20 protein-coding genes and 1 pseudogene are annotated in these 19,049 nt (G+C 72.2%); 8 read left to right on the top strand and 13 right to left on the bottom strand.

Annotated elements, in window-relative coordinates; genetic code table 11:
- The first annotated feature begins 35 nt into the window (after positions 1-35).
- Both ACFYU0_RS30255 and ACFYU0_RS30250 read left to right on the top strand, forming a co-directional pair.
- Positions 36-341 (top strand): PLD nuclease N-terminal domain-containing protein, encoded by a 306-nt coding sequence (locus tag ACFYU0_RS30255; protein ID WP_351667641.1) that lies wholly within the window; start codon positions 36-38, stop codon positions 339-341.
- A gap of 4 nt (positions 342-345) precedes the next feature.
- Positions 346-1,227 carry a LysR family transcriptional regulator gene (locus tag ACFYU0_RS30250; RefSeq protein ID WP_351667639.1) on the top strand — a complete coding sequence of 294 codons (882 nt, stop codon included), beginning with the start codon at positions 346-348 and terminating at the stop codon, positions 1,225-1,227.
- On the opposite strand, the gene ACFYU0_RS30245 is transcribed toward ACFYU0_RS30250, so the two are convergent.
- The 9 genes from ACFYU0_RS30245 to hemL form a co-directional block, all read right to left on the bottom strand.
- Complete coding sequence (locus ACFYU0_RS30245; RefSeq protein ID WP_389305271.1) at positions 1,124-2,071, bottom strand: DMT family transporter; 948 nt, start codon at positions 2,069-2,071, stop codon at positions 1,124-1,126. The genes ACFYU0_RS30250 and ACFYU0_RS30245 overlap by 104 nt on opposite strands.
- Before the next feature lie 144 nt (positions 2,072-2,215).
- Positions 2,216-2,671, bottom strand: a complete 456-nt coding sequence (locus ACFYU0_RS30240; protein WP_389305269.1) for a hypothetical protein — start codon at positions 2,669-2,671, stop codon at positions 2,216-2,218.
- A 25-nt stretch (positions 2,672-2,696) separates the two neighbouring features.
- Complete coding sequence (ccsB, locus tag ACFYU0_RS30235; protein WP_351667633.1) at positions 2,697-3,794, bottom strand: c-type cytochrome biogenesis protein CcsB; 1,098 nt, start codon at positions 3,792-3,794, stop codon at positions 2,697-2,699.
- Positions 3,791-5,488 (bottom strand): cytochrome c biogenesis protein ResB, encoded by a 1,698-nt coding sequence (locus tag ACFYU0_RS30230; protein ID WP_389305266.1) that lies wholly within the window; start codon positions 5,486-5,488, stop codon positions 3,791-3,793. Before ACFYU0_RS30230 ends, ccsB begins: the two co-directional genes overlap by 4 nt.
- A 3-nt stretch (positions 5,489-5,491) precedes the next feature.
- On the bottom strand, positions 5,492-6,265 hold the full coding sequence (locus ACFYU0_RS30225) for a cytochrome c biogenesis CcdA family protein (protein ID WP_174266129.1): 774 nt from the start codon (positions 6,263-6,265) through the stop codon (positions 5,492-5,494).
- Position 6,266: 1 nt separating this feature from the next.
- On the bottom strand, positions 6,267-6,857 hold the full coding sequence (locus ACFYU0_RS30220) for a TlpA disulfide reductase family protein (protein ID WP_351667628.1): 591 nt from the start codon (positions 6,855-6,857) through the stop codon (positions 6,267-6,269).
- A gap of 103 nt (positions 6,858-6,960) precedes the next feature.
- Positions 6,961-8,274: a hypothetical protein gene (locus ACFYU0_RS30215; RefSeq protein WP_389305264.1), complete on the bottom strand. Its 1,314-nt coding sequence runs from the start codon at positions 8,272-8,274 to the stop codon at positions 6,961-6,963.
- 114 nt (positions 8,275-8,388) lie between these two features.
- Complete coding sequence (locus ACFYU0_RS30210) at positions 8,389-9,093, bottom strand: histidine phosphatase family protein (RefSeq protein WP_351667624.1); 705 nt, start codon at positions 9,091-9,093, stop codon at positions 8,389-8,391.
- Positions 9,090-10,409, bottom strand: coding sequence for a glutamate-1-semialdehyde 2,1-aminomutase (gene hemL / locus ACFYU0_RS30205; RefSeq protein WP_389305408.1), 1,320 nt, complete (start codon positions 10,407-10,409; stop codon positions 9,090-9,092). Before hemL ends, ACFYU0_RS30210 begins: the two co-directional genes overlap by 4 nt.
- Positions 10,410-10,709: 300 nt before the next feature.
- On the opposite strand from hemL, the gene ACFYU0_RS30200 reads away from it, so the two are divergent.
- Together ACFYU0_RS30200 and ACFYU0_RS30195 are read left to right on the top strand one after the other, a co-directional pair.
- Entirely contained in the window at positions 10,710-11,351 is a 642-nt protein-coding gene (locus ACFYU0_RS30200; protein ID WP_351667622.1) for a hypothetical protein, read from the top strand.
- 43 nt (positions 11,352-11,394) lie between these two features.
- Positions 11,395-11,776, top strand: a pseudogene (locus ACFYU0_RS30195) (nucleotide disphospho-sugar-binding domain-containing protein); the annotation flags it as partial.
- 91 nt (positions 11,777-11,867) lie between these two features.
- On the opposite strand, the gene ACFYU0_RS30190 reads toward ACFYU0_RS30195, so the two are convergent.
- Positions 11,868-12,236: a hypothetical protein gene (locus ACFYU0_RS30190; protein WP_389305261.1), complete on the bottom strand. Its 369-nt coding sequence runs from the start codon at positions 12,234-12,236 to the stop codon at positions 11,868-11,870.
- A 98-nt stretch (positions 12,237-12,334) separates the two neighbouring features.
- Here ACFYU0_RS30190 and sigJ point away from each other — a divergent pair, with 98 nt between their 5' ends.
- Positions 12,335-13,285, top strand: a complete 951-nt coding sequence (gene sigJ / locus ACFYU0_RS30185; protein WP_389305259.1) for an RNA polymerase sigma factor SigJ — start codon at positions 12,335-12,337, stop codon at positions 13,283-13,285.
- A gap of 104 nt (positions 13,286-13,389) precedes the next feature.
- On the opposite strand, the gene ACFYU0_RS30180 is transcribed toward sigJ, so the two are convergent.
- Positions 13,390-14,223 (bottom strand): alpha/beta fold hydrolase, encoded by an 834-nt coding sequence (locus tag ACFYU0_RS30180; protein WP_389305257.1) that lies wholly within the window; start codon positions 14,221-14,223, stop codon positions 13,390-13,392.
- Positions 14,224-14,284: 61 nt separating this feature from the next.
- On the opposite strand from ACFYU0_RS30180, the gene ACFYU0_RS30175 reads away from it, so the two are divergent.
- From ACFYU0_RS30175 to ACFYU0_RS30165, 3 genes are all read left to right on the top strand, one after another.
- A complete protein-coding gene (locus ACFYU0_RS30175) occupies positions 14,285-14,740 on the top strand; it encodes a MarR family transcriptional regulator (protein WP_389305255.1) in 456 nt (151 codons plus the stop codon).
- Between the two features lie 277 nt (positions 14,741-15,017).
- Positions 15,018-15,680: a response regulator transcription factor gene (locus ACFYU0_RS30170; RefSeq protein WP_389305253.1), complete on the top strand. Its 663-nt coding sequence runs from the start codon at positions 15,018-15,020 to the stop codon at positions 15,678-15,680.
- Complete coding sequence (locus ACFYU0_RS30165; RefSeq protein ID WP_389305251.1) at positions 15,677-17,062, top strand: sensor histidine kinase; 1,386 nt, start codon at positions 15,677-15,679, stop codon at positions 17,060-17,062. Before ACFYU0_RS30170 ends, ACFYU0_RS30165 begins: the two co-directional genes overlap by 4 nt.
- Here ACFYU0_RS30165 and ACFYU0_RS30160 read toward each other — a convergent pair.
- Together ACFYU0_RS30160 and ACFYU0_RS30155 are read right to left on the bottom strand one after the other, a co-directional pair.
- Positions 17,043-17,951: a hypothetical protein gene (locus ACFYU0_RS30160; RefSeq protein WP_389305248.1), complete on the bottom strand. Its 909-nt coding sequence runs from the start codon at positions 17,949-17,951 to the stop codon at positions 17,043-17,045. The two genes, ACFYU0_RS30165 and ACFYU0_RS30160, sit on opposite strands and share 20 nt — an antisense overlap.
- Before the next feature lie 157 nt (positions 17,952-18,108).
- A complete protein-coding gene (locus tag ACFYU0_RS30155) occupies positions 18,109-18,948 on the bottom strand; it encodes a hypothetical protein (protein ID WP_389305246.1) in 840 nt (279 codons plus the stop codon).
- Positions 18,949-19,049 lie beyond the last annotated feature (101 nt).

Genomic DNA, 19,049 nt, shown 5'->3' with positions numbered 1-19,049 from the left:
CGGGGCCGTCCCACACCGTCGGGAGATCGCTCGTCATGCTCAGGTATCTGCCCGTCCTGCTGGTGCTGGCGCTGTGGATCTACGCCTTCGTGGACTGCCTGAACACCCCCGAGGAAGAGGTGCGCCACCTGCCGAAGGGCGTGTGGCTGCTCATCGTCCTGCTCTTCGGCTGGGTGCTGGTGGGCCCGGTGGCCTGGCTGATCACCGGCAGGGTCCGGCAGCCGGCCGCGGCCAACAGCGGCACGCCCGCCGAGCGGCGCCCGGACTCGGGCTGGGTCGCCCCGGACGACAACCCCGAGTTCCTGAAGTCCCTCGAACGGGACGACCCCGGGAACGACTGACCCGGTGGAACTGAGGCTGCTCGTCACCTTCGAGAAGGTCGCCACGGTCCTGAGCTTCACCCGGGCCGCGGCCGAGCTGTCGTACGCGCAGTCCAGCGTGACCAGTCAGATCCGGGCCCTGGAGTCCTCGCTGGGCGCCGAGCTGTTCGACCGGCTCGGCGGCCGGATCCGGCTCACCGAGGCGGGCGAGCGACTGCTGCCCTATGCCCGGCGGATCATCGAGCTGGCCGAGGAGGCACGGGCCGCGGTCACCGGCGCCGAGGAGCCGGCCGGCACCCTCACCGTCGGCACCATGGAGTCCCTGACCTCCTACCGGCTGCCCCCGCTGCTGGAGTTCTTCCACCACCGCCACCCCGCGGTGCGGCTCGCGCTGCGCACCACCATCGGCGACGAGACCCGGCAGGCGCTGCGCCAGGGCACGTACGACGTCGGGTTCCTGATGGAGGCGGAGACCGAGCACCCGGGCCTGGACAGCACGGTGCTGGCGGTGGAGCCGCTGGCGCTGGTGGCGGCGCCGGGGCACGCGCTGGCCGGGAAGCCCGTCGCGACCGCCGACCTCACCGGCCTGCCCCTGCTGGCCACCGAACCGGGCTGCGCCTACCGGGACCTGTTCGAGCGGGAGCTGGCGGCGCTGGGGCCGGTGGAGTTCATGGAGTTCGGCACGATCGAGGCCACCAAGCGCGCGGCGGCGGCCGGCCTCGGGACGGCGCTGCTGCCCGAGGTGACGGTCGCCGCCGAACTCGCGGCCGGCGCTCTGGTACGGCTGGCCTGGGAGCCGCCGTTCACGCTTCGCACGCAGCTGGCGTGGCGGTCCGGGAAGCGGCTTCCGGCGCACGCCCGGCTGTTCGTGGAGCAGGCGCGGCGGCTGGTTTCCGAGCAAGGGTGACCTTGAGGCTCGCGATGACGATGAGCGGGACGCCGAGAGCCTGGACCGGTCCGATGTGGTGGCCGTACACCGCCCAGTCCATGACCATCGCGACGGCCGGGTAGACGAAGGCGAGCACCGCGATCTTGGCGGTGGGCAGCTTGGCGTAGGCGGCGTACATGAGGACGTACATCACTCCGGTGTGCAGCAGCCCGAGGCCGGCCAGCCAGCCCCAGTCCCAGCCGGCGCCCCGCATCGCGCCGAAGTCCGCGAAGGGAAGCAGCAGGGGGATGCCCACCAGGACCTGGACGAGGGCGATCAGGTGCGGGCGCACGCCGGTGATCCGCTTGGTGACCAGGGTGGACAGCCCGTACAGCAGGGCGGCGAGCAGGGCCTGGCCGACGCCGGTGAGGTACGCGCCGCCGCCGGTGAAGTCGGCGGGGCTCACCCCGGAGACGAGGACGAGGCCGGCGAAGGCGACGCCGATCCAGCCGACCCGGGCGGCGGTGAGCCGCTCGCGGAACAGCAGGGCGCCGAGCAGCACCACGTAGAACGGCTGCGTGTGGTAGACCACGGTGGCCACCGAGATGGACGTGTTCTCGTACGACTGGAAGAGCAGCACCCAGTTGAAGACGATGAACACCCCGCCGAGGACCGCGAGGCCGAGGGTGCGCGGGGTGAAGCCGTGGTCGCGCAGCCAGCCCCGGGCCGCCACGTAGCCGCCGAGGGCCAGGGCGCCGAACAGGACGCGGAAGAAGACGACGTCGAAGGGCGGGGCGCCGGACTCGACGACGAACACGCCGAGGGTGCCGGACAGCATCATCGCGGTGGTCAGCTGGGCCGTGCCCATGCGCTCTGAGGTCATGGCGAGGACGCTACGGACGGCCGCCGGGCCCGGTCCACGAGCCGCTGGGGCGTCCTGCCGATGGGGCCATCGGCGCCGCCGATGGCCGCAGGTCACCGGGGTGCGGGGGTCAGCGCCGGGCGCCGGTCCGAGGGCTCGGCGGTATCAGGTGAACTGCCCGGGAAGAGGCTCCGACGCCTCCTGCTCCGGGCCGGGCGGCGGGGGCGGGGCCCCCAGGTTGTCGATGAGGCGCTCGAACCGGGTGCGCCAGGCCGTCTCCGACTCGCCCTCGCCCTGGAACTCGTGGGTGAAGCGCAGCGCGCACCCGCCCTGCCGCTCACGCTCCAGGTGGAACCGTATCCGGCCGCCCGCCACGGCGTACTCGGCGACCCGGTCCACGTCCCACGCGGTGACCCGCCCGGCGCCCAGGTCGCGGAAGGCGACCTCGCCGTCGAGTCTGGGCTCGAGGACGTCCACGGCGGTGAACCAGCCCGCGAGTCCCGCGGGTGTCGCCACCGCCGTCCAGACCTCTTCCATGGTCCTCGGGAGCCGCACCAGGAAGTGGAGTATGTGCGTGTTCCCGTGCGTCTGGCTGGTGCCCTGTTCGATGGAACCGGTCATGGCACCAGTGTCACCGAAGGGGCGGTCACACGCCCGCGTACGAGTGCTTGCCGGTGACGAAGATGTTGACGCCGTAATAGTTGAACAGCCAGCAGCCGAACGCGATCAGCGCCAGGTAGGCGGCCTTGCGGCCCTTCCAACCGGCCGTGGCCCGCGCGTGCAGGTAGCAGGCGTAGGCGATCCAGGTGATGAAGGACCAGGTCTCCTTCGGGTCCCAGTTCCAGTAACGGCCCCAGGCGTCGCCCGCCCAGATCGCGCCCGCGATGATCGTGAACGTCCACAGCGGGAAGACGGCGGCGTTGACGCGGTAGGCGAACTTGTCCAGGGAGGCCGAGGCGGGCAGCCGCTCCAGCACCGAGCGCGCGAAGCCGCCGGGCTTGCCGCCGGACTCCAGCTTGTTCTCGTAGGAGTCCTTGAACAGGTAGAGGATCGTGGCGACCGCGCCGACGTAGAACACCGCGCCGCAGAAGATCGCGGTGGAGACGTGGATGTACAGCCAGTACGAGTGCAGCGCCGGGACGAGCTGGTCGCTGGCGGTGTACAGCACGGTCACGGCCAGACCGAGGTCGAGCAGGACCGTGGTGATCAGGAACAGGCCGAGCCAGCGCACGTTCTTCCGCAGCGCGAGCAGCGCGAGGTACACGCCGACGGCGACCGTGGAGAAGGTGATGTTGAACTCGTACATGTTGCCCCACGGCGCCCGCTCCACGGAGGCCGCGCGGGCGACGACGCCGGCGAGCTCCACGAGGAAGGCGAGCACGGTGAGCGAGACGGCGATCCGGCCGTACATGTCGCCCTGCTCGTCGCCGCCGTGCGCACCGGGCCCGTCCGGCACGTCCCGCGAGCCCGCGGCGGAGCGCACGACGACCTTCGGCCGCTCCAGTACGGCGGTCCCCCCGGCGCCCTTGACGGTGACGGCGGGCGCGGCCGCCCGGCGCTCGGCGCCGGCGGTCAGCGCGGCGGCCGTACGGCCGACCTTGCTGCGGCTGCCGAACAGCCACTCGGCGATGTAGGCGAAGAAGGCCAGCGTGTAGACGGCCATGGACGAGTAGATCAGCGTGTTGCTGATGCTCGCCAGGTGTTCGTTGGTCGCGGCGGCGAGCTCGGTTGCGGCGGGAGTCACTTCTCGGCCCCTTCGGCAGGTCCAGCGGGGGATGGGGTGGGTTCGTCGTCGGGGTCGGGTGCCCCCGGCGCCTGGTCGTAGAGGATCGCGGCGAGGTCGCCCAGTTCCTCGGGCACCTTGGCGGACTCGCTGCGGCCGAGGCCGGCCATCTCCACCACGGTGACGCCGTCGGCGCCGCGCACCGCGCGCACCCAGACGCGGCGGCGCTGGATGAACAGGGAGGCGGCCAGGCCGAAGATCGCGCCGAGCGCTCCGACGAGCGCCCAGCCGCCGCCCGGCTCCTGGACGATCTCGAAGCCGGCCCACTCCTTGAGGTCCTTCTCGAGCGTGATCGAGCCGGCGCCGTCCGGGAGCTTCAGGGTCTGCCCCGGCTTGAGGTTGCCCCTGAGCTGCTGCCCCTTGGCGTCCTTGAAGCCCTTCATGTGGGTCTTGTCGAGCTGGTACACGCTCTGCGGGATGCCCGAGTTGACGCCGAGGTCGCCGTGGTACGGCTCCAGGTTCAGCACGGGGTTCAGCAGCGCCGGGAACTGCGAGAGCACCGAGGCGCCGCCGCCGTAGGTCGGCAGGAAGAACGCCCGGACGCCGAGCTGGTCCTTCTTGCCCTGGGCGTCGCGGTAGCCGTCCATCACCTTGATCACACCCTGCGAGGTGACGTTGCCGTCGAGCGGCAGCAGCGGCACGGCGTCCTGGTAGACGACCTTGCCCTTGCCGTCGCGGACGGTGATGACGGGCGCGTAGCCGTGACTGACCAGGTAGACCTTGGCCTCGCCGATCTTCAGCGGCTCGTTGACCTTGACGATCGTGGAGCGCTCCGCGCCGTCCGCGCCCTCGCTGTAGGCGACCTTCGCCTGGAAGGTGCGCGGGGTGCCGCGGTTGGGTCCGGTCAGCTCGTAGGTGCCCTTGAAGTCCTTCAGGCTGAAGCTGAACGGCGACAGCTCGTCCGTGGTGAACATGCTGCCGGACTTGAAGTCGTCGTACATCGGCAGGGCGTTGGAGAAGCCGTCGCCCTCGACCATCAGCTTGGTGCCGTCCGACTTGTACATCTGGCCGGACGCGAAGGCGACCAGCAGCACGATCAGCGCGACATGGAAGACCAGGTTGCCCAGCTCGCGCACGTAGCCCTTCTCCGCGGCGACGGCGTCACCGGCGACATGGGCCCGGAAGCGGCGCTTGCGCACGAGCGCGAGCGCGGCCTCGCGGACCCGCTCGGGCTCCGCGTCGGTGCGCCAGGTGGTGTAGGCGGGCAGCCGGTCCAGACGCCTCGGGGCACCCGGCGGACGGCCGCGGAGCTGGCCGACGAACTGCCAGGTGCGCGGGACGATGCAGCCGATGAGGGAGACGAACAGCAGGATGTAGATCGCGGAGAACCACACCGAGCTGTAGACGTGGAAGAGGCCGAGCTTGTCGTAGACCGGCGCGAGCGTCGTGTGGGCCGCGCGGAAGTCGTCGACCTTGGTGGCGTCGGCACCGGTCTGCGGGATCAGCGAACCGGGGATCGCGCCGAGCGAGAGCAGCAGGAGCAGCAGCAGCGCCACCCGCATGGAGGTGAGCTGCCGCCAGAACCAGCGGACCCAGCCGATCACGCCGAGGCCCGGCAGGCCGGCGGGCTCCTCCCGCGGGGCGGTGGAGAGCTGCGAGCCGGCCGCTCCCAGCTCCTCCTGCTCGCGGCCCTTGTCGGTTTCGGTTGTGCTCATCGATCAGATCCCCACAGTGAAGCCGTCGGACCAGCTCTGCATCTCGTTCACCAGGTGGTCCCAGGCCCCGGTCAGCAGCAGCACACCGGTCACGATCATCATCGTGCCGCCGGCGCGCATCACCCAGACATAGTGGCGCTTGACCCAGCCGAAGGCGCCGAGCGCCTTGCGGAAGGCGACCGCCGTGAGCACGAAGGGCACACCGAGGCCCAGGCAGTAGGCGACGGTCAGCACGGCGCCGCGGCCGGCGCTCGCCTGCTGGGACGACAGGGCGACGACGGAGGCGAGGGTGGGGCCGATGCAGGGCGTCCAGCCGATGCCGAACAGGGCGCCGAGCACGGGCGCGCCCACCAGGCCCGTGGCGGGCCGCCGGTGGAAGCGGAACTCACGCTGGGTGAGCCAGGGCATCAGCCCCATGAAGAACACGCCCAGCAGGATCATGAGCACGCCGAGCACCTTGGACAGCGTGCCCTTGTACTCCTGCAGCGTGGCCCCGAAGAAGCCGAACAGCGCCCCTCCGGAGACGAACACGGCCGTGAAGCCGAGCACGAACAACGCGGCGCCCGCCGCCATCCGGCCCCGCCGGGCCTCCTGCAGGTCGGCGCCGGTGACGCCGGTCACGTAGGACAGGTAGCCGGGGACGAGCGGCAGCACGCACGGGGAGAAGAACGAGACGAGGCCGCCGAGCACCGCGACGGGCAGGGCCACCAGCAGGGCGCCGTTGAGGACGGTCCCGTTCCGGCTCGTCACCGCTGCGAGGGTCAGGAGGTCGCTCACGTCACTTCTCCGCGAGGACCGGCTTGAGCATCTTCAGCAGCGCCGTGTCGTCGAGCGCCTCCAGCGCCCGCGCGGCGACCTTCCCGTCCTTGTCGATGACGAGCGTGGACGGGATGAGCTGCGGGTTGAGCGTGCCCTTCTTGAAGCGGAGCATCAGCTTGCCCGTCGGGTCGTACAGGCTCGGGTAGGTGATCCCGTGCTCCTGCTCGAAGGCGAGCGCGGGGGTGGTGCTGGTGTCCCGGGTGTTGATGCCGACGAACTGCACGCCCTTGTCCTGGTACGCCTTGGAGACCTTGGCGAAGTACTGGGCCTCCTCCCGGCACGGTCCGCACCAGGAGCCCCAGACGTTGACGACGACGACCTTGCCCTTGTAGTCGGCGATGTCGAGGCTCTTGCCGTCGATGGTCGTGCCGGACAGGTCGGGCGCGGCGGCCCGCTCGCCCTGGGCCGCGGTGTCGATGCCGTTGTTGCCGGTGACGAAGTTGGTGTTGCCGCCTCCGCCGGAGGTGCCGCCGTTGCCGCACGCGGACAGGGTCAGGGCCGCGGCGGCGGCCATGGCGCTGAGCAGGACGGCGCGGCTACGGGTACTCATGTGAAAAGTTTCGCATGCCTGTTCCGAGGATCTCGCGCACCCCCCTGGCGGGCGGAAAACCCCATTTCAGGGGCTATTTACACGGGACATTACGGACAACTGCTCACGCGGCGCTCCCCGCCGCCGACCTGCTGTCGCGCAGGAACCCCCTCCAGCCCCCGGCCGGCCGCTGCCCCACCTCGAGGGTGCGCAGCCGGGCGAGCACCTCGGGCTTCTGCACGTCCATCCAGTCGACGAACTGCCGGAACGAGACCAGGCGCACGTCCCCGCCCTTCTCCTTCTCGCGGGCGATGTGCTTGAAGGCCTGCTCGACGGCGTCCATGTAGATGCCGCCGTTCCACTGCTCGAAGTGGTTGCCGATGAAGAGGGGCGCCCGGTTCGTCTCGTACGCCCGCCGGAACCCCTGGATGTAGGCCTGGGCGGACTGGGTCCGCCAGGCCGGGTGGCGGTAGGCGGGCGCGTTGGTCGAGTTGACGGACTGGTTCGCCAGCATGTTGTAGTCCATGGACAGCACCTCGAAGGAACGTCCGGGGAAAGGTATCTGCTGGAGCGGCAGGTCCCAGATCCCCATGCGCTTCAGCGGCCACACCTGGCGGCCGCCCGGCGAGGAGGCGTCGTAGCGCCAGCCCAGCTCGCGGGCGGCGGGCAGCAGGTTGTTCTGGCCGAGCAGACAGGGGGTGCGGCCGCCGACCAGCTCCTTGTCGTAGTCGAACGGCAGCGGCGGCAGGTCGGTCCAGCCGGTGTTGGTCCGCCACTCCTTCACGAAGGCCTTGGCCTGCCGTATCTCGCTGTGCCACTGCTGCGGAGTCCAGTTGCCCACCGAGCCGGAGCCGGCGCAGAAGTGCCCGTTGAAGTGGGTGCCGATCTCGTGCCCCTCGAGCCAGGCCCGGCGCACGTTGGCCAGGGTGGACCTGACGTGGGGGTCGCTGAGGTAGCCGATGTCGGAGGCGCCGCGCGGGTTGTTCGGGGGCTCGTAGAGCCGCTTCTTCGACTCGGGCAGCAGGTACAGCCCCGAGAGGAAGAAGGTCATGCTCGCGCCGTGCTCCTTGGCGAGGTCGAGGAAGCGCGGGAAGAGGCCGTTGCCGACCTCGCCGGCGCCGTCCCAGGAGAAGATCACGAACTGCGGAGGGGTCTGGCCCGGCTCCAGCGGCTCGGGCTTCGCGGGCTGGTGCGGCTGGCGGCCGGTGAACGAGGTGGAGCCGTCCCCGATGGGCCGGGCCGGACGCGCCGTGCTCCCGCCCTTGCCCGGGCCGCCCTTCCCGCCGTCCGCGTGGCCGGAACCGGACGGGCGCCCGCTCTCGTCCGAGGACCTGAGGGTTCCGCAGCCGGCCAGCGAGGCGGCGGCCGCCGCGCCCGCGCCGAGGCCCAGCGCTCCCCTGCGGGAGAGCTTCCGGTCGGTGCGGGAGAAGGTGCGCATGGAGATCCCCGATTCGTCACGCCTGCTGGTGGTCACCCAGTCAGAGGGCGCGACGATCGGGGAGGTTCCGATACTTCTTTGTGCTTTTCGTAACAGGCCCGGCAAAAGGGCGGATCAGGCTCCGAAGGCCTTGCCCTGCGCCGTCCCCTTGCCCTTCTGGGGCTTGGCGCCGGCCCGCAGGTGGACCGGGACCAGGTCGATGGCGGGCTCGGAGTAGCCGACGGAGACGATCCGGTCGCCCTGGAAGGTGAAGCTCGTCAGCGACGCCAGCGTGCACTGCCGCTTGCGCGGGTCGTGCCACAGCCGCCGCTTCTCCACGTACGACCGCACGATCCAGATCGGGAGCTGGTGGCTGACCAGCACCGCCTCGTGCCCGCGGGCCCGGTCCTTGGCCGTCTGCAGCGCGCCCATCATGCGCACGACCTGGTCGATGTACGGCTCGCCCCAGGACGGCCGGAACGGGTTGACGAGGTGCTTCCAGTTGTCGGGGTTGCGCAGCGCGCCGTCCCCGACCCCGAAGGTCTTGCCCTGGAAGACGTTGCCGGCCTCGATGAGCCGCTCGTCGGTGGCCAGGTCGAGTCCGTGCGCCTTGGCGATCGGGGTGGCGGTCTCCTGCGCGCGCTCCAGCGGTGAGGCGCAGACGTGGGTGACGTCCCGGGCGGAGAGGTGCTCGGCGACCCGGTCGGCCATCTTCCGGCCCAGCTCGGACAGGTGGTAGCCGGGCAGCCGTCCGTAGAGGATGCCGTCCGGGTTCTCGACCTCGCCGTGCCGCATGACGTGGACGACGGTGATGTCCTTCTCGCTGCCGTTGCTGCTCATGCTGCCCTGGCCTCCGCGGCCGCTCGGGCCGCCGCCGGGAGGGCGTCGGCGATCTTCTGGATGGCCCGCTCGTCGTGGGCCGTGGACACGAACCAGGACTCGAAGGACGACGGCGGCAGGTAGACGCCGTTCGACAGCAGCGAGTGGAAGAAGGCGGTGAAGCGGAACGACTCCTGCCGCTTGGCGTCCTCGTAGTCCCGCACCTGCCGGTCGGTGAAGAACACGGAGAACATGTTGGAGGCGGTCTGCAGCCGGTGCGCGACGCCCTCCTTGCTCAGCGCCTCGGTGACCAGGCCCTGGATCTGCGCGGAGACCGCGTCGACCGTCTCGTACGCCGCGTCGTCGAGCAGCCGGAGCTGGGCGAGACCGGCGGCGGTGGCGACGGGATTGCCGGAGAGGGTGCCGGCCTGGTAGACGGGCCCGGCGGGCGCGAGGTGGGCCATGACGTCGGCCCGGCCGCCGAACGCGGCGGCGGGGAAGCCGCCGCCCATGACCTTGCCGAAGGTCATCAGGTCGGGCTTGACCCCATCGACGCCGTACCACCCGGCGCGACTGGTCCGGAAGCCGGTCATCACCTCGTCGGAGATGTAGAGGGCGCCGTGCCTGCGGCACGCGTCCCTGAGGCCCTGGTTGAAGCCGGGCGCCGGCGGGACGACGCCCATGTTGCCCGGCGAGGCCTCGGTGATGACACAGGCGATCTCGCCCGGGTGCCGGTGGAAGGCCTCCTGCACGGCCTCCAGGTCGTTGTACGGCAGCACGATCGTGTCGCCGGCCTGGGCGCCCGTGACACCGGGCGTGTCGGGCAGCGCGAAGGTGGCGACGCCGGACCCGGCGGCGGCCAGCAGGGAGTCCACGTGGCCGTGGTAGCAGCCGGCGAACTTGATGACCTTGGACCGCTGGGTGAAGCCCCGGGCGAGCCGGATCGCCGACATGGTCGCCTCGGTGCCGCTGCTGACCAGCCGCACCTCCTCCACCGGCTCCACCCGCGCGACGATCTCCTCGGCGAGGGCGACCTCGCCCTCGCCCGGGGTGCCGAAGGACGTGCCGCGGGCGACGGCCTCCTGCACGGCGGCGATCACCTCGGGGTGCGCGTGGCCGAGGATCATCGGCCCCCAGGAGCACACCAGGTCGACGTACTCCCGCCCGTCGGCGTCGGTCAGGTACGGCCCCTTGCCGGAGACCATGAACCGGGGCGTGCCGCCCACGGCGCGGAAGGCGCGCACCGGGGAGTTCACGCCGCCCGGCGTGACGGCCGACGCACGGTCGAAGAGCGCCTGCGACACGGGCGCTTCGTAGGGATAGGGCAGTTCGCTCATGGCACTCATGACGTGCGGCTTCTCCGGCCTCTCGGACTCCGGTTCGGGTGGTGACCACCTCAGGGTAGGCCGCTGCCGGGGGATCGGGCCGCCGACCTCCGGGTCACGGCCGCGCCATCTGCGAGACTGAGAGCTGATACACAGAGCTCATACGGCACGTAGTGATCAGTGACCGGGTTGAACCCGCGGACTGGTGTTTCGCCGCACGTTTCGGCGGGCGGCCGTGGGGGAGGTCACTGACACGATGATCGGGTTGCGCGGCGGGGGCCACGCGTCCTAGAAAAGCAGTCGGGTGGAGATATGCATCGCGGTGGCGGACTGGGCGAGGGGACTGACGACCTGGGTCCTCGGCGCGCCCGGCGGGGAAGGCACCGGCGCGAGGTGGAGGAAACGACCGAGGCACGTCAGGCCGACGCACGTCAGACACAGGATGTTCCGGGTGAGCCCGAGCTGAACGACCGGCGGATCGACCGGTCGCGGGCGGGAAGCAGAAATGGTGGTCGGGTGGGGGTGACGTACAAATACTTCGGCGCGCCGGACGGCGCGACCGCGGCCCGCGTCCCCATCTCGATGCGTCCCGAGGAACTCGGCGGCGACGAGCTGGGCATGAACGGCATGTTCACCAAGATCAAGCCGGAGACGATGGCCGCCATGGTGCTGACCGGCATCGAGGGCGTCCCCCTGCACAAGGTGCCGCCGCTCGAGCTGGTCGTCCTGCACCCCGACTACGCCGTCGTCAAGCTCCCCATGACGGTCGTCGACCCGCTCCGCGGCATCGGCGAGGAGGCGGTGGGCGCGGCGGCGTTCATCTGGTCGACGGTCCCGGACCGCGGCGGCCCCCGGGACGCGTTCAACGTCTACCAGCTGCTGCACGAGTGGCAGGACTTCTCGCACCGGCTGCACGAGGCGGGGCACCAGCCGTACTGCCTGGTCTGGCCCTGACCCTCGTTCCCTTCCGCCCGGGCGGGGCTCTCGGGCCCCGCCTTCGTCATTCGCCGCCGACGGGGACGACGTGCTCACCGTCGGGGACGTACCGCACGCCCTGCTGTTCCCGCGGCTGGCCGCGGTGGTGCACCACGGCGGGGCGGGCGCCTCGGCCGCCGCGTTGCGCGCCGGAGTGCCCGCGGTCACCGGTGCCGGTGACGGCGGACCAGCCGTTCTGGGCGGCGCGGCCCGCCGCCCTCGGCGCGGCCACCGAGCCGATCCCCTTCCGGTCCCTCACCGCCGAACGGCTCGCCGAGTCACTCGGCCGAGTGGTGAGGCGGCAGACGTACAGCCGGGCCGCAGCGGAAGCGGCGCGGCGCCTGGCCGCCGAGGACGGAGCGGGCGAGACGCCCAGGGCCGTCCGGCGGTTGACCGACGGCTGACGTCCCGCGGGTCCGGCGCCCGGCCGAGGGCCCGGCTCGCCTCCGGTACGCGTACGCGCCCCGGCCGGTCCCGCGGGTTCCGCACCCGGCCTCAGCGCCGGGCCAGCGCCAGCACGCTCAGACCGAACATCAGGACGCCCAGGGGGAGGTGGACGGACGGCACGTGCGCTATGCCCAGCACGACCTGGACCGAGGCGAGTACGAGGAAACCCGACGCGTGCCAGACCGGCCGGGGCGAGCCGCCGCCCGGCTTCCACGCCAGCACCGCCGCGAGCACGTACAGCATCGACGCCGCGTACATCACACGGGCTCCGACGCTGTGCAGCGTCTCTCCGTAGGAGGCGGTCAGCAGCAGTCCGGCGGAGACCGCCTGGAGGAAGATGGTCAGGGTCTGCAGGGCGATCGCGATCCGCAGGAACGAGGAGCCGCGCGCTACGTCCGCCGTCACCTGAGTGGCCATGTCACAGTCCCCTTTTCCGCCCGCGGGCAGCGAATCGACAATGATCTCACCGGTCCGACGACGCGGGCCTGCGAAAGGTAAGGCGGGGGAGCCGATACATGGGAACTGCCGAGAACGGCACGGCCGGCATAGCCGCCGAGCGCGGCCAACTGATCAACGTGGCCTACCGGTTGCTCGGGTCGGTGACCGAGGCCGAGGACGCCGTGCAGGACGCCTACGCGCGCTGGTTCCAGCTGCCGCCGAGCCGGCGGGAGGAGATCCTGTCCCCCGGCGCCTGGCTGACGACGGTGACCGGCCGCATCTGCCTGGACCTGCTCGGCTCGGCGCGGGCCCGCCGTGAACGCTACGTCGGCGCGTGGCTGCCCGAGCCGCTGCCCGACCGCACCGAGTGGGACCGTGCGGGCGGCGCCGGCGCCTTCGGACCCGCGGACCCCGCCGACCAGATCGTCCTGGACGAGTCGGTGGCCACGGCGTTCCTCGTCGTCCTGGAGTCGATGACGCCGGCCGAGCGGGTGGCGTTCGTCCTGCACGACGTCTTCCGGTACCCGTTCGCCGAGATCGCCGACGTGCTCGGCCGGTCCCCCGCCGCCTGCAAACAGCTGGCGGCGTCCGCCCGGCGGCGGTTGCGGGCCGCACGCGCCGAGGTGACGGCGAGCGGCCGGGCCGACGTGGTGCGGCGCGTCAAAGAGGCATGGCGGGCCAAGGACGTCGCTGCCCTCGTCGGGCTCCTCGACCCGGCCGCCGTGATGACCGCCGACGGCGGCGGTGTGGCCGGCGCCGCCCTGCGCCCGGTCGAGGGCGGCGCGCGCATCGCCCGGTACATGGTCGCCATGGCCGACAGGGCTCCGGGGCTCGAACTCCTGGAGCGATCGGTCAGCGGCGTGCCGGGCCTGGTGGCCCAGCGCGCCGGCGTCGTCATGACCGTCGCCTCGTTCGAGGTCCGCGACGGGCGCGTCACCCGGATCTGGGCGGTCCGCAACCCGGAGAAGCTGCGGCCGTGGGCCGGGGTGACGGAAGGCGCCGCACCATCGTGTGAGGCGCGCGGGTGACGCCGGCGACCGGCGCCGGGTCCGCGACCGGGCCGCGTCGAGGCGGCGCGGAACGCCTCGCCCGGCGCGGCCCCCTGCCCCCGACGCCCTGACCTCCGGCGCCGTCAGCCCAGGAACTCCATCAGCCGGTCGTTCAGTTCCTTCGGCTCGGTGAGCGGCAGGGAGTGGTGGGTGGCGCCGGGCAGCAGCGCCACCTCGCCCCGGGCCAGGGCCCGGCGGGCCTTGCCGGCCACCTCGGCGGCACGGTGGGCGCGGCTGCGCTCCGCGAGCAGGACCAGTACCGGCATGCCGAGATCGGCGGCCGGGAGACGGCCGCCGCCGATGAGCTTGCGACCGGGGACGGTGGTGGCCAGCGCGTGGAGGCGCTGCCAGGTCTCGTCCGGGTGGAGACCCGCCGTCTCCCAGGCGAGGAAGGCGCGGGCCCGGGCCTCGCTCGGCCGGATCAGGGTGGGCAGCGCGCGCAGCAGGTAGCCGGGGCGGAACCCGGCGAAGACCTGGGTGGGGTCGACGAGGGCGAGACGGTCGATCCGCTGCGGTGCGTGCAGTGCGTACCTGACGGCCTGCCAGGCGCCGTAGGAGTGACCGCACAGATGGGTGCGGGCGAGCCCGAGGCCGTCGAGCAGCGCGCCCAGCCAGGCCGTCAGATCGCCGGCGTCACGCAACGGTGTGCCGTGGCGTTCGGTGCGGCCGGCGTCGCCCATCAGGTCGACCGCGTGGACCCGGTAACGCTCGCCGAGGACCGGCGCGTTGGCGAACCAGACCAGGCCGGTGGCGGAGCCGCCCGGCAGCAGCACCAGCGGGCTGCCGTCCACCGGGCCGTACACATGGACCCGGGTGCGCCCGTACGGCGTGGCGACGTCCCGCTCCTCGGTGGACTCGGGCCAGCGGGCGAGGAGTTCGTCGTAGGCAAGGTCGAAAGCCGACGGAGACACGGGCATTCCTCTCGCTCAACGATAATCTCGGTCAGCGAGATAATACGCCGGGGAGTGAGGGAGTGTCATGGACGATCGGAAACCGGTGATGGAACTGGTCCACCTGCTGCGGGCGGTGACCGTGGAGTTCGACCTCCTGGGCGCCGAGTTCGCCGCGCGCCACGGACTGCACCCCACCGACGTGCGCGCACTGATCCACCTGCTGGACGCGGCACGGGCCGGCACCCGCGCCACGCCCGGATGGCTCGGCGGGCAACTGCGCCTGAACTCGGCCGGGACCACCGCCCTGGTGGACCGCCTGGAGCGGCTCGGACTGGTCCGGCGCACCCGGGACACGGCCGACCGGCGCCGCGTGCTGCTGAAGGTGGAGGAGAAGGCCACCCGACTCGGGTGGACCTTCTTCGGGCCGGTGATCGGCGAGGTGGTGGCGGCCTCGGACGGCCTCGATCCGGGTGAGCTCGAGACGGTGCGCCGCTTTCTGGCCTCGGTGCTGGAGTCGACCCGGCAGGCGCGTTCGGCCTGACGGGGCTTCGGTGCGACGACGTGGCGGCGGGCCGGCCCGACCGTGCGAGCACGGGTGACCTTTTCGCCTCGCCCGCGGCCCGGGAACACTTCTCGGGCCTGGTTCGTCTACAGTCCGATGGATGGTCTACGTTCCTGTAGTCAGTCGGTCCCGGCCTCCGGGCGCGGCACGGCGGCAGTCGGAACCCTCGGCCCGGGCGCTCGCCGCCGGGCGCCGGTGCGCTCCGCTGCCTTCCCCATGAGTCTTCGAGTGAGTCTTCGAGAGGCGGCGGAGAGCCATGCGCCCCAGGATCCTGGTGGTCGAGGACGATCACGCGCTGCGGGACGTGCTGCGCCGGGGGCTGCACGACGAGGACTTCGACCCCGTTCCGGCGGCCGACGGCGCCACCGCCCTGCGGCTGGCCACGGCCGGCATCTCGGCGGCCGTGCTCGACGTCGGCCTGCCCGACTCGGACGGCCGGGACGTCTGCCAGGCCATGCGCGCCAACGGCTTCCTCGCGCCCGTGATCTTCCTGACCGCCCGGCACCGGCTCACCGACCGCCTGTCCGGCTTCTCCGCCGGAGGCGACGACTACCTGCCCAAGCCCTTCCACATAGCCGAACTCGCCGCGAGGCTGAGAGCCGTACTCAGACGGACGGCCGCCACGCCGGTGTGCGGGACCGGTGACCTGGTCCTCGACGCGGTGGACCACAGCATGACCGTCCACGGCGCCCGCGTCCCGCTCTCCCCCACCGAGTTCCGGCTGCTCGCCACGCTCGTCGCCGCGGACGGGACCCTCGTCCGGCGCCGCGCCCTGACGCGGGCCGGCTGGCCCGAGGGCGCGCAGGTCAGCGACAACACCCTGGACCAGTACCTGAGCCGGCTGCGCCGCAAGCTGCGCGAGGCCGGCAGCGGGCTGACGGTCGACACGGCGCGCGGGATCGGGCACCGGCTGTCGTGAACGGCGCCCCTCGCGCCCTGCGGCGCCTCGCCCCGCGCACCCTGCGCGGCCGCCTCTCCCTGGTGGCGCTGACCACCGCCGCCCTGCTGATGACCGTCCTGACCGTGGTGTTCAACGCCGTGATGGACCGGCACCTGCAGCACCAGGCGGACGACGAACTGCGCAACCGGGCGGCGGCGGTGGCCACGACCGTCGACACCGACGGGCCCCGGGTGCGGGTCCTGGAGACCGCCGACGACCGCCTCCTCGACGCGAACGTGTGGATCTACGCCGGAACGCGCCTGCTCGAGGGACCGCCGTCCGCCACACCCGGCAGTCCGCCGGCGCGGGCCGCCGGCCGGCTGGCGGCGCGGCGGGAGGACGCCTGCGCGACCGTCCGCGTCCCCGGCCGCGGGCCCGCCCGGCTGTGCGCCCGGCCCGTCCCCGGCCGCCGGGTCACCGCCACCGTCGTGACCGCCCTGGACCTGGCCCCGTACCGCGGTTCGGCCGGCACCCTGCTGGTGGGGTCGGTCGTCCTGGACGTCGTGATGCTCGGCTGCACCTACGTGCTCACCCGCCTGTCCGTCGGCCGGGCGCTGCGCCCGGTGCGGACGATGACCGACCAGGCCGCGCAGTGGAGCGCCGTCGGCTCGGACGAGCGCTTCGGCGCCGCGGACCACCCGGCCGAACTCGCCCGACTGGGCGCCTCGCTGGACGCGCTCCTGGACCGCATACGCACCGTCCTGCGCCACGAACGGCAGCTCACCGGAGAGCTGTCGCACGAACTGCGCACTCCGCTCACCCGGATCGTCATGGAACTCGACTGGTGGCGGGCCCGCCCCCGCACGGCCGCCGGGACCGCCGCCGCCCAGGAGGTGATCGCCGAGGCCGCCCGGTCCATGCGCACCATCTGCGACACGCTCCTGGACGACGCCCGCGAGAACGCCCTGAGCCCCGCGGCCGCCCCCGGGACCACCGACGTGGTGTCCGTCCTGGACGGGCTGCTGCGGCGCCTGGACGCACCGGACCGGGTGAGGACGGCGCTGGAGACGCGAACACCGGTGCCGGAGGCGGGAGTCGCCCCCGCCCTCCTCGAACGCATCCTCAGCCCGCTGCTCGCCAACGCCGCCCGCTACGCCCGCTCGCAGGTGACCGTGTCCGCGTGGCGCGTCCCCGGCGCCGTGCGGATCGACGTCGTCGACGACGGCCCCGGTGTGCCGGAGGCGTTCGGTGAGGAGCTGTTCCAGCCCGGCCGGCGCGCCGATCCCGGCGACGGGCACGACGGCGCGGGCCTGGGGCTGCCGCTCGCGCGGCGGCTGGCCCGCGCCGTCGGCGGCGAGGTGTCCCACGACCCCGGGCACGCGCCCGGGGCCAGGTTCACGGTCAGCCTGCCCGCCGGCTGACCGGCTCTCGCTCCCCCTCCTCCTTCTCGGGCCCGGCGGCGGACCGGCGCTCCCGCACCTGGGCGTACGCCATCAGGGCGAACAGCACGGCGAGGAGGACGGCGGAGGAGCCCGCCGTACCCAGGTCGAGGCCGCCCTTGGCGACCGGCTTGGTGAGGAAGTCGCCCGCGGTGGCGCCCAGTGGGCGGGTGAGCACGAAGGCGATCCAGAACAGCAGGACGTTCGGCACCGCGGGCGCCTTCGTCAGCGCCAGGAGCACGCCGAGCAGCCCGGTGACGAGCAGGGCGCCACCGGCGTAGCCGAGGCCGGAGCTGTCGGAGAGGAAGTCGCCCATGGAGGTGCCCAGGGTGTTCGACACCAGGATCGCCGACCAGAACAGGGCCTCGCCCCTGAAGGTGACGATGTCGCGGATCCGGAACGTCATCCCGCTCAGCTTCCAGACGGCGAAGACCGCCAGCAGGACGGAGATCAGGACGGCGGCCCCGGCGGGATAGCCCAGACCGAGCCCCTGAGGGCCCCAGCCGAGCCTGGTCGTGCCGGCCGAGAGGTACTCGGCGCCGGCGTCGCGGTTCATGAAGTCGGACATCGTGGTGCCGGCCATGCTGGTCGACAGGATCACCGTCCAGTAGAAGAACGGGTTGTAGCGGCTGGACCGGAGCTGGACCACCAGCGTCACCACGAAGACCAGGAACAGCGCGATCGTCGTGAGGAAGTAGCCCAGCTTCAGGGTCTGCGCGAAGAGGTCGCCCGCCGTCTCGCCCAGGGTCGTCGCGGCGATCTTCATGATCCAGAACGCCAGGGTGACCTCGGGCAGCTTCTTCATCACCGACTTGGTCGTGTTCGACGCGCTCGCCACGTCGAGGTCGGTGAGGACCTCCGGTTGCTCCAATGCGGTTCTCCCTTCCGGTCGAAACGACAGGGCGCTCGCCCCCGGGGAACGGGACGAGCGCCCTGTGTGAGATCGAGCCGGCCGCCGGCGGCGACCGTGCTCCCCGACCGTGGCACGAAGTGCCTGAACGCATCCTGAACGCGTGCCGCGCGGCAGCTCAGGCCGTGTGCCGGGCGGCCGGGCCGGGCTCGGTGACGTCCTTGCGCGTCACGCCCAGGTACCCGACCAGGCCGAGGATGACCGCCAGGAACAGCGCGCTGGTGATCACGGTGCCCACGCCCAGGCCGCCGTCCGCGGTGGGCTGGGAGAGGTAGTCGCCGACCGAGGCGCCGAGGGGGCGGGTGAGGACGTAGGCGATCCAGAAGCTCCACACCGCGTCCAGGCCCAGCGCGAAGCGCGCGACGGCCACGGCGGCGATGGCCGCCGCGAACAGGACGCCGCACAGCCAGTACCCGAGGTCCATGCGCTCGGAGACCAGGTCCCCCGCCGCGGTGCCGAGGGCGAAGGTGAACAGGACCGCGAGCCAGTAGAAGGACTCGCGGCCGGTGCTGTCGATGCTGTGGATGGACAGCGTCCGCTCACGCCGGTACCAGACGGCGAACACGATCGCGAGGACGACGGCGAACACCGTCGTGCTCGTCTCCAGCGGCACGCCCATGTGGTCGGTGAGGTTGTCGCTGATCAGCGTGCCGACGACGCTGATCAGGGCCACCGCGGGCCAGTACACGCCGGCCCGGTAGGCCGCGGTGCGGAACTGCGCCACCAGGACCACGGCGAGCAGTGCGCTCATCAGCAGCGACACACCGGTCAGGCCCAGGCCGGCCTTCTCGTTCAGCAGGTCGGCCGCGGTCTCTCCGACCGTCGTGCACAGCACCTTGATGATCCAGAAGTAGGCGGTGACCTCGGGCACCTTGTTCCGGCCCGGCCGGTGCCGCGCCGGGGCGGCGGGGCCCGCGGCCGCTGGCGGCGGGGATGTCCTGGACGTCTCGTGGGTCATGGCCGACGACCGTGCCATCGGACGCCTGAACGCATCCTGACCGCTCGTACGGGAACGGTCCGCCCTCGATCATCGTCTACAGTAACGTAGACGGTCTACGG

This window comes from Streptomyces sp. NPDC003720 (assembly GCF_042875075.1).
GTDB lineage: Bacteria > Actinomycetota > Actinomycetes > Streptomycetales > Streptomycetaceae > Streptomyces.
This window is presented reverse-complemented; position numbering and strand designations above follow the sequence as displayed.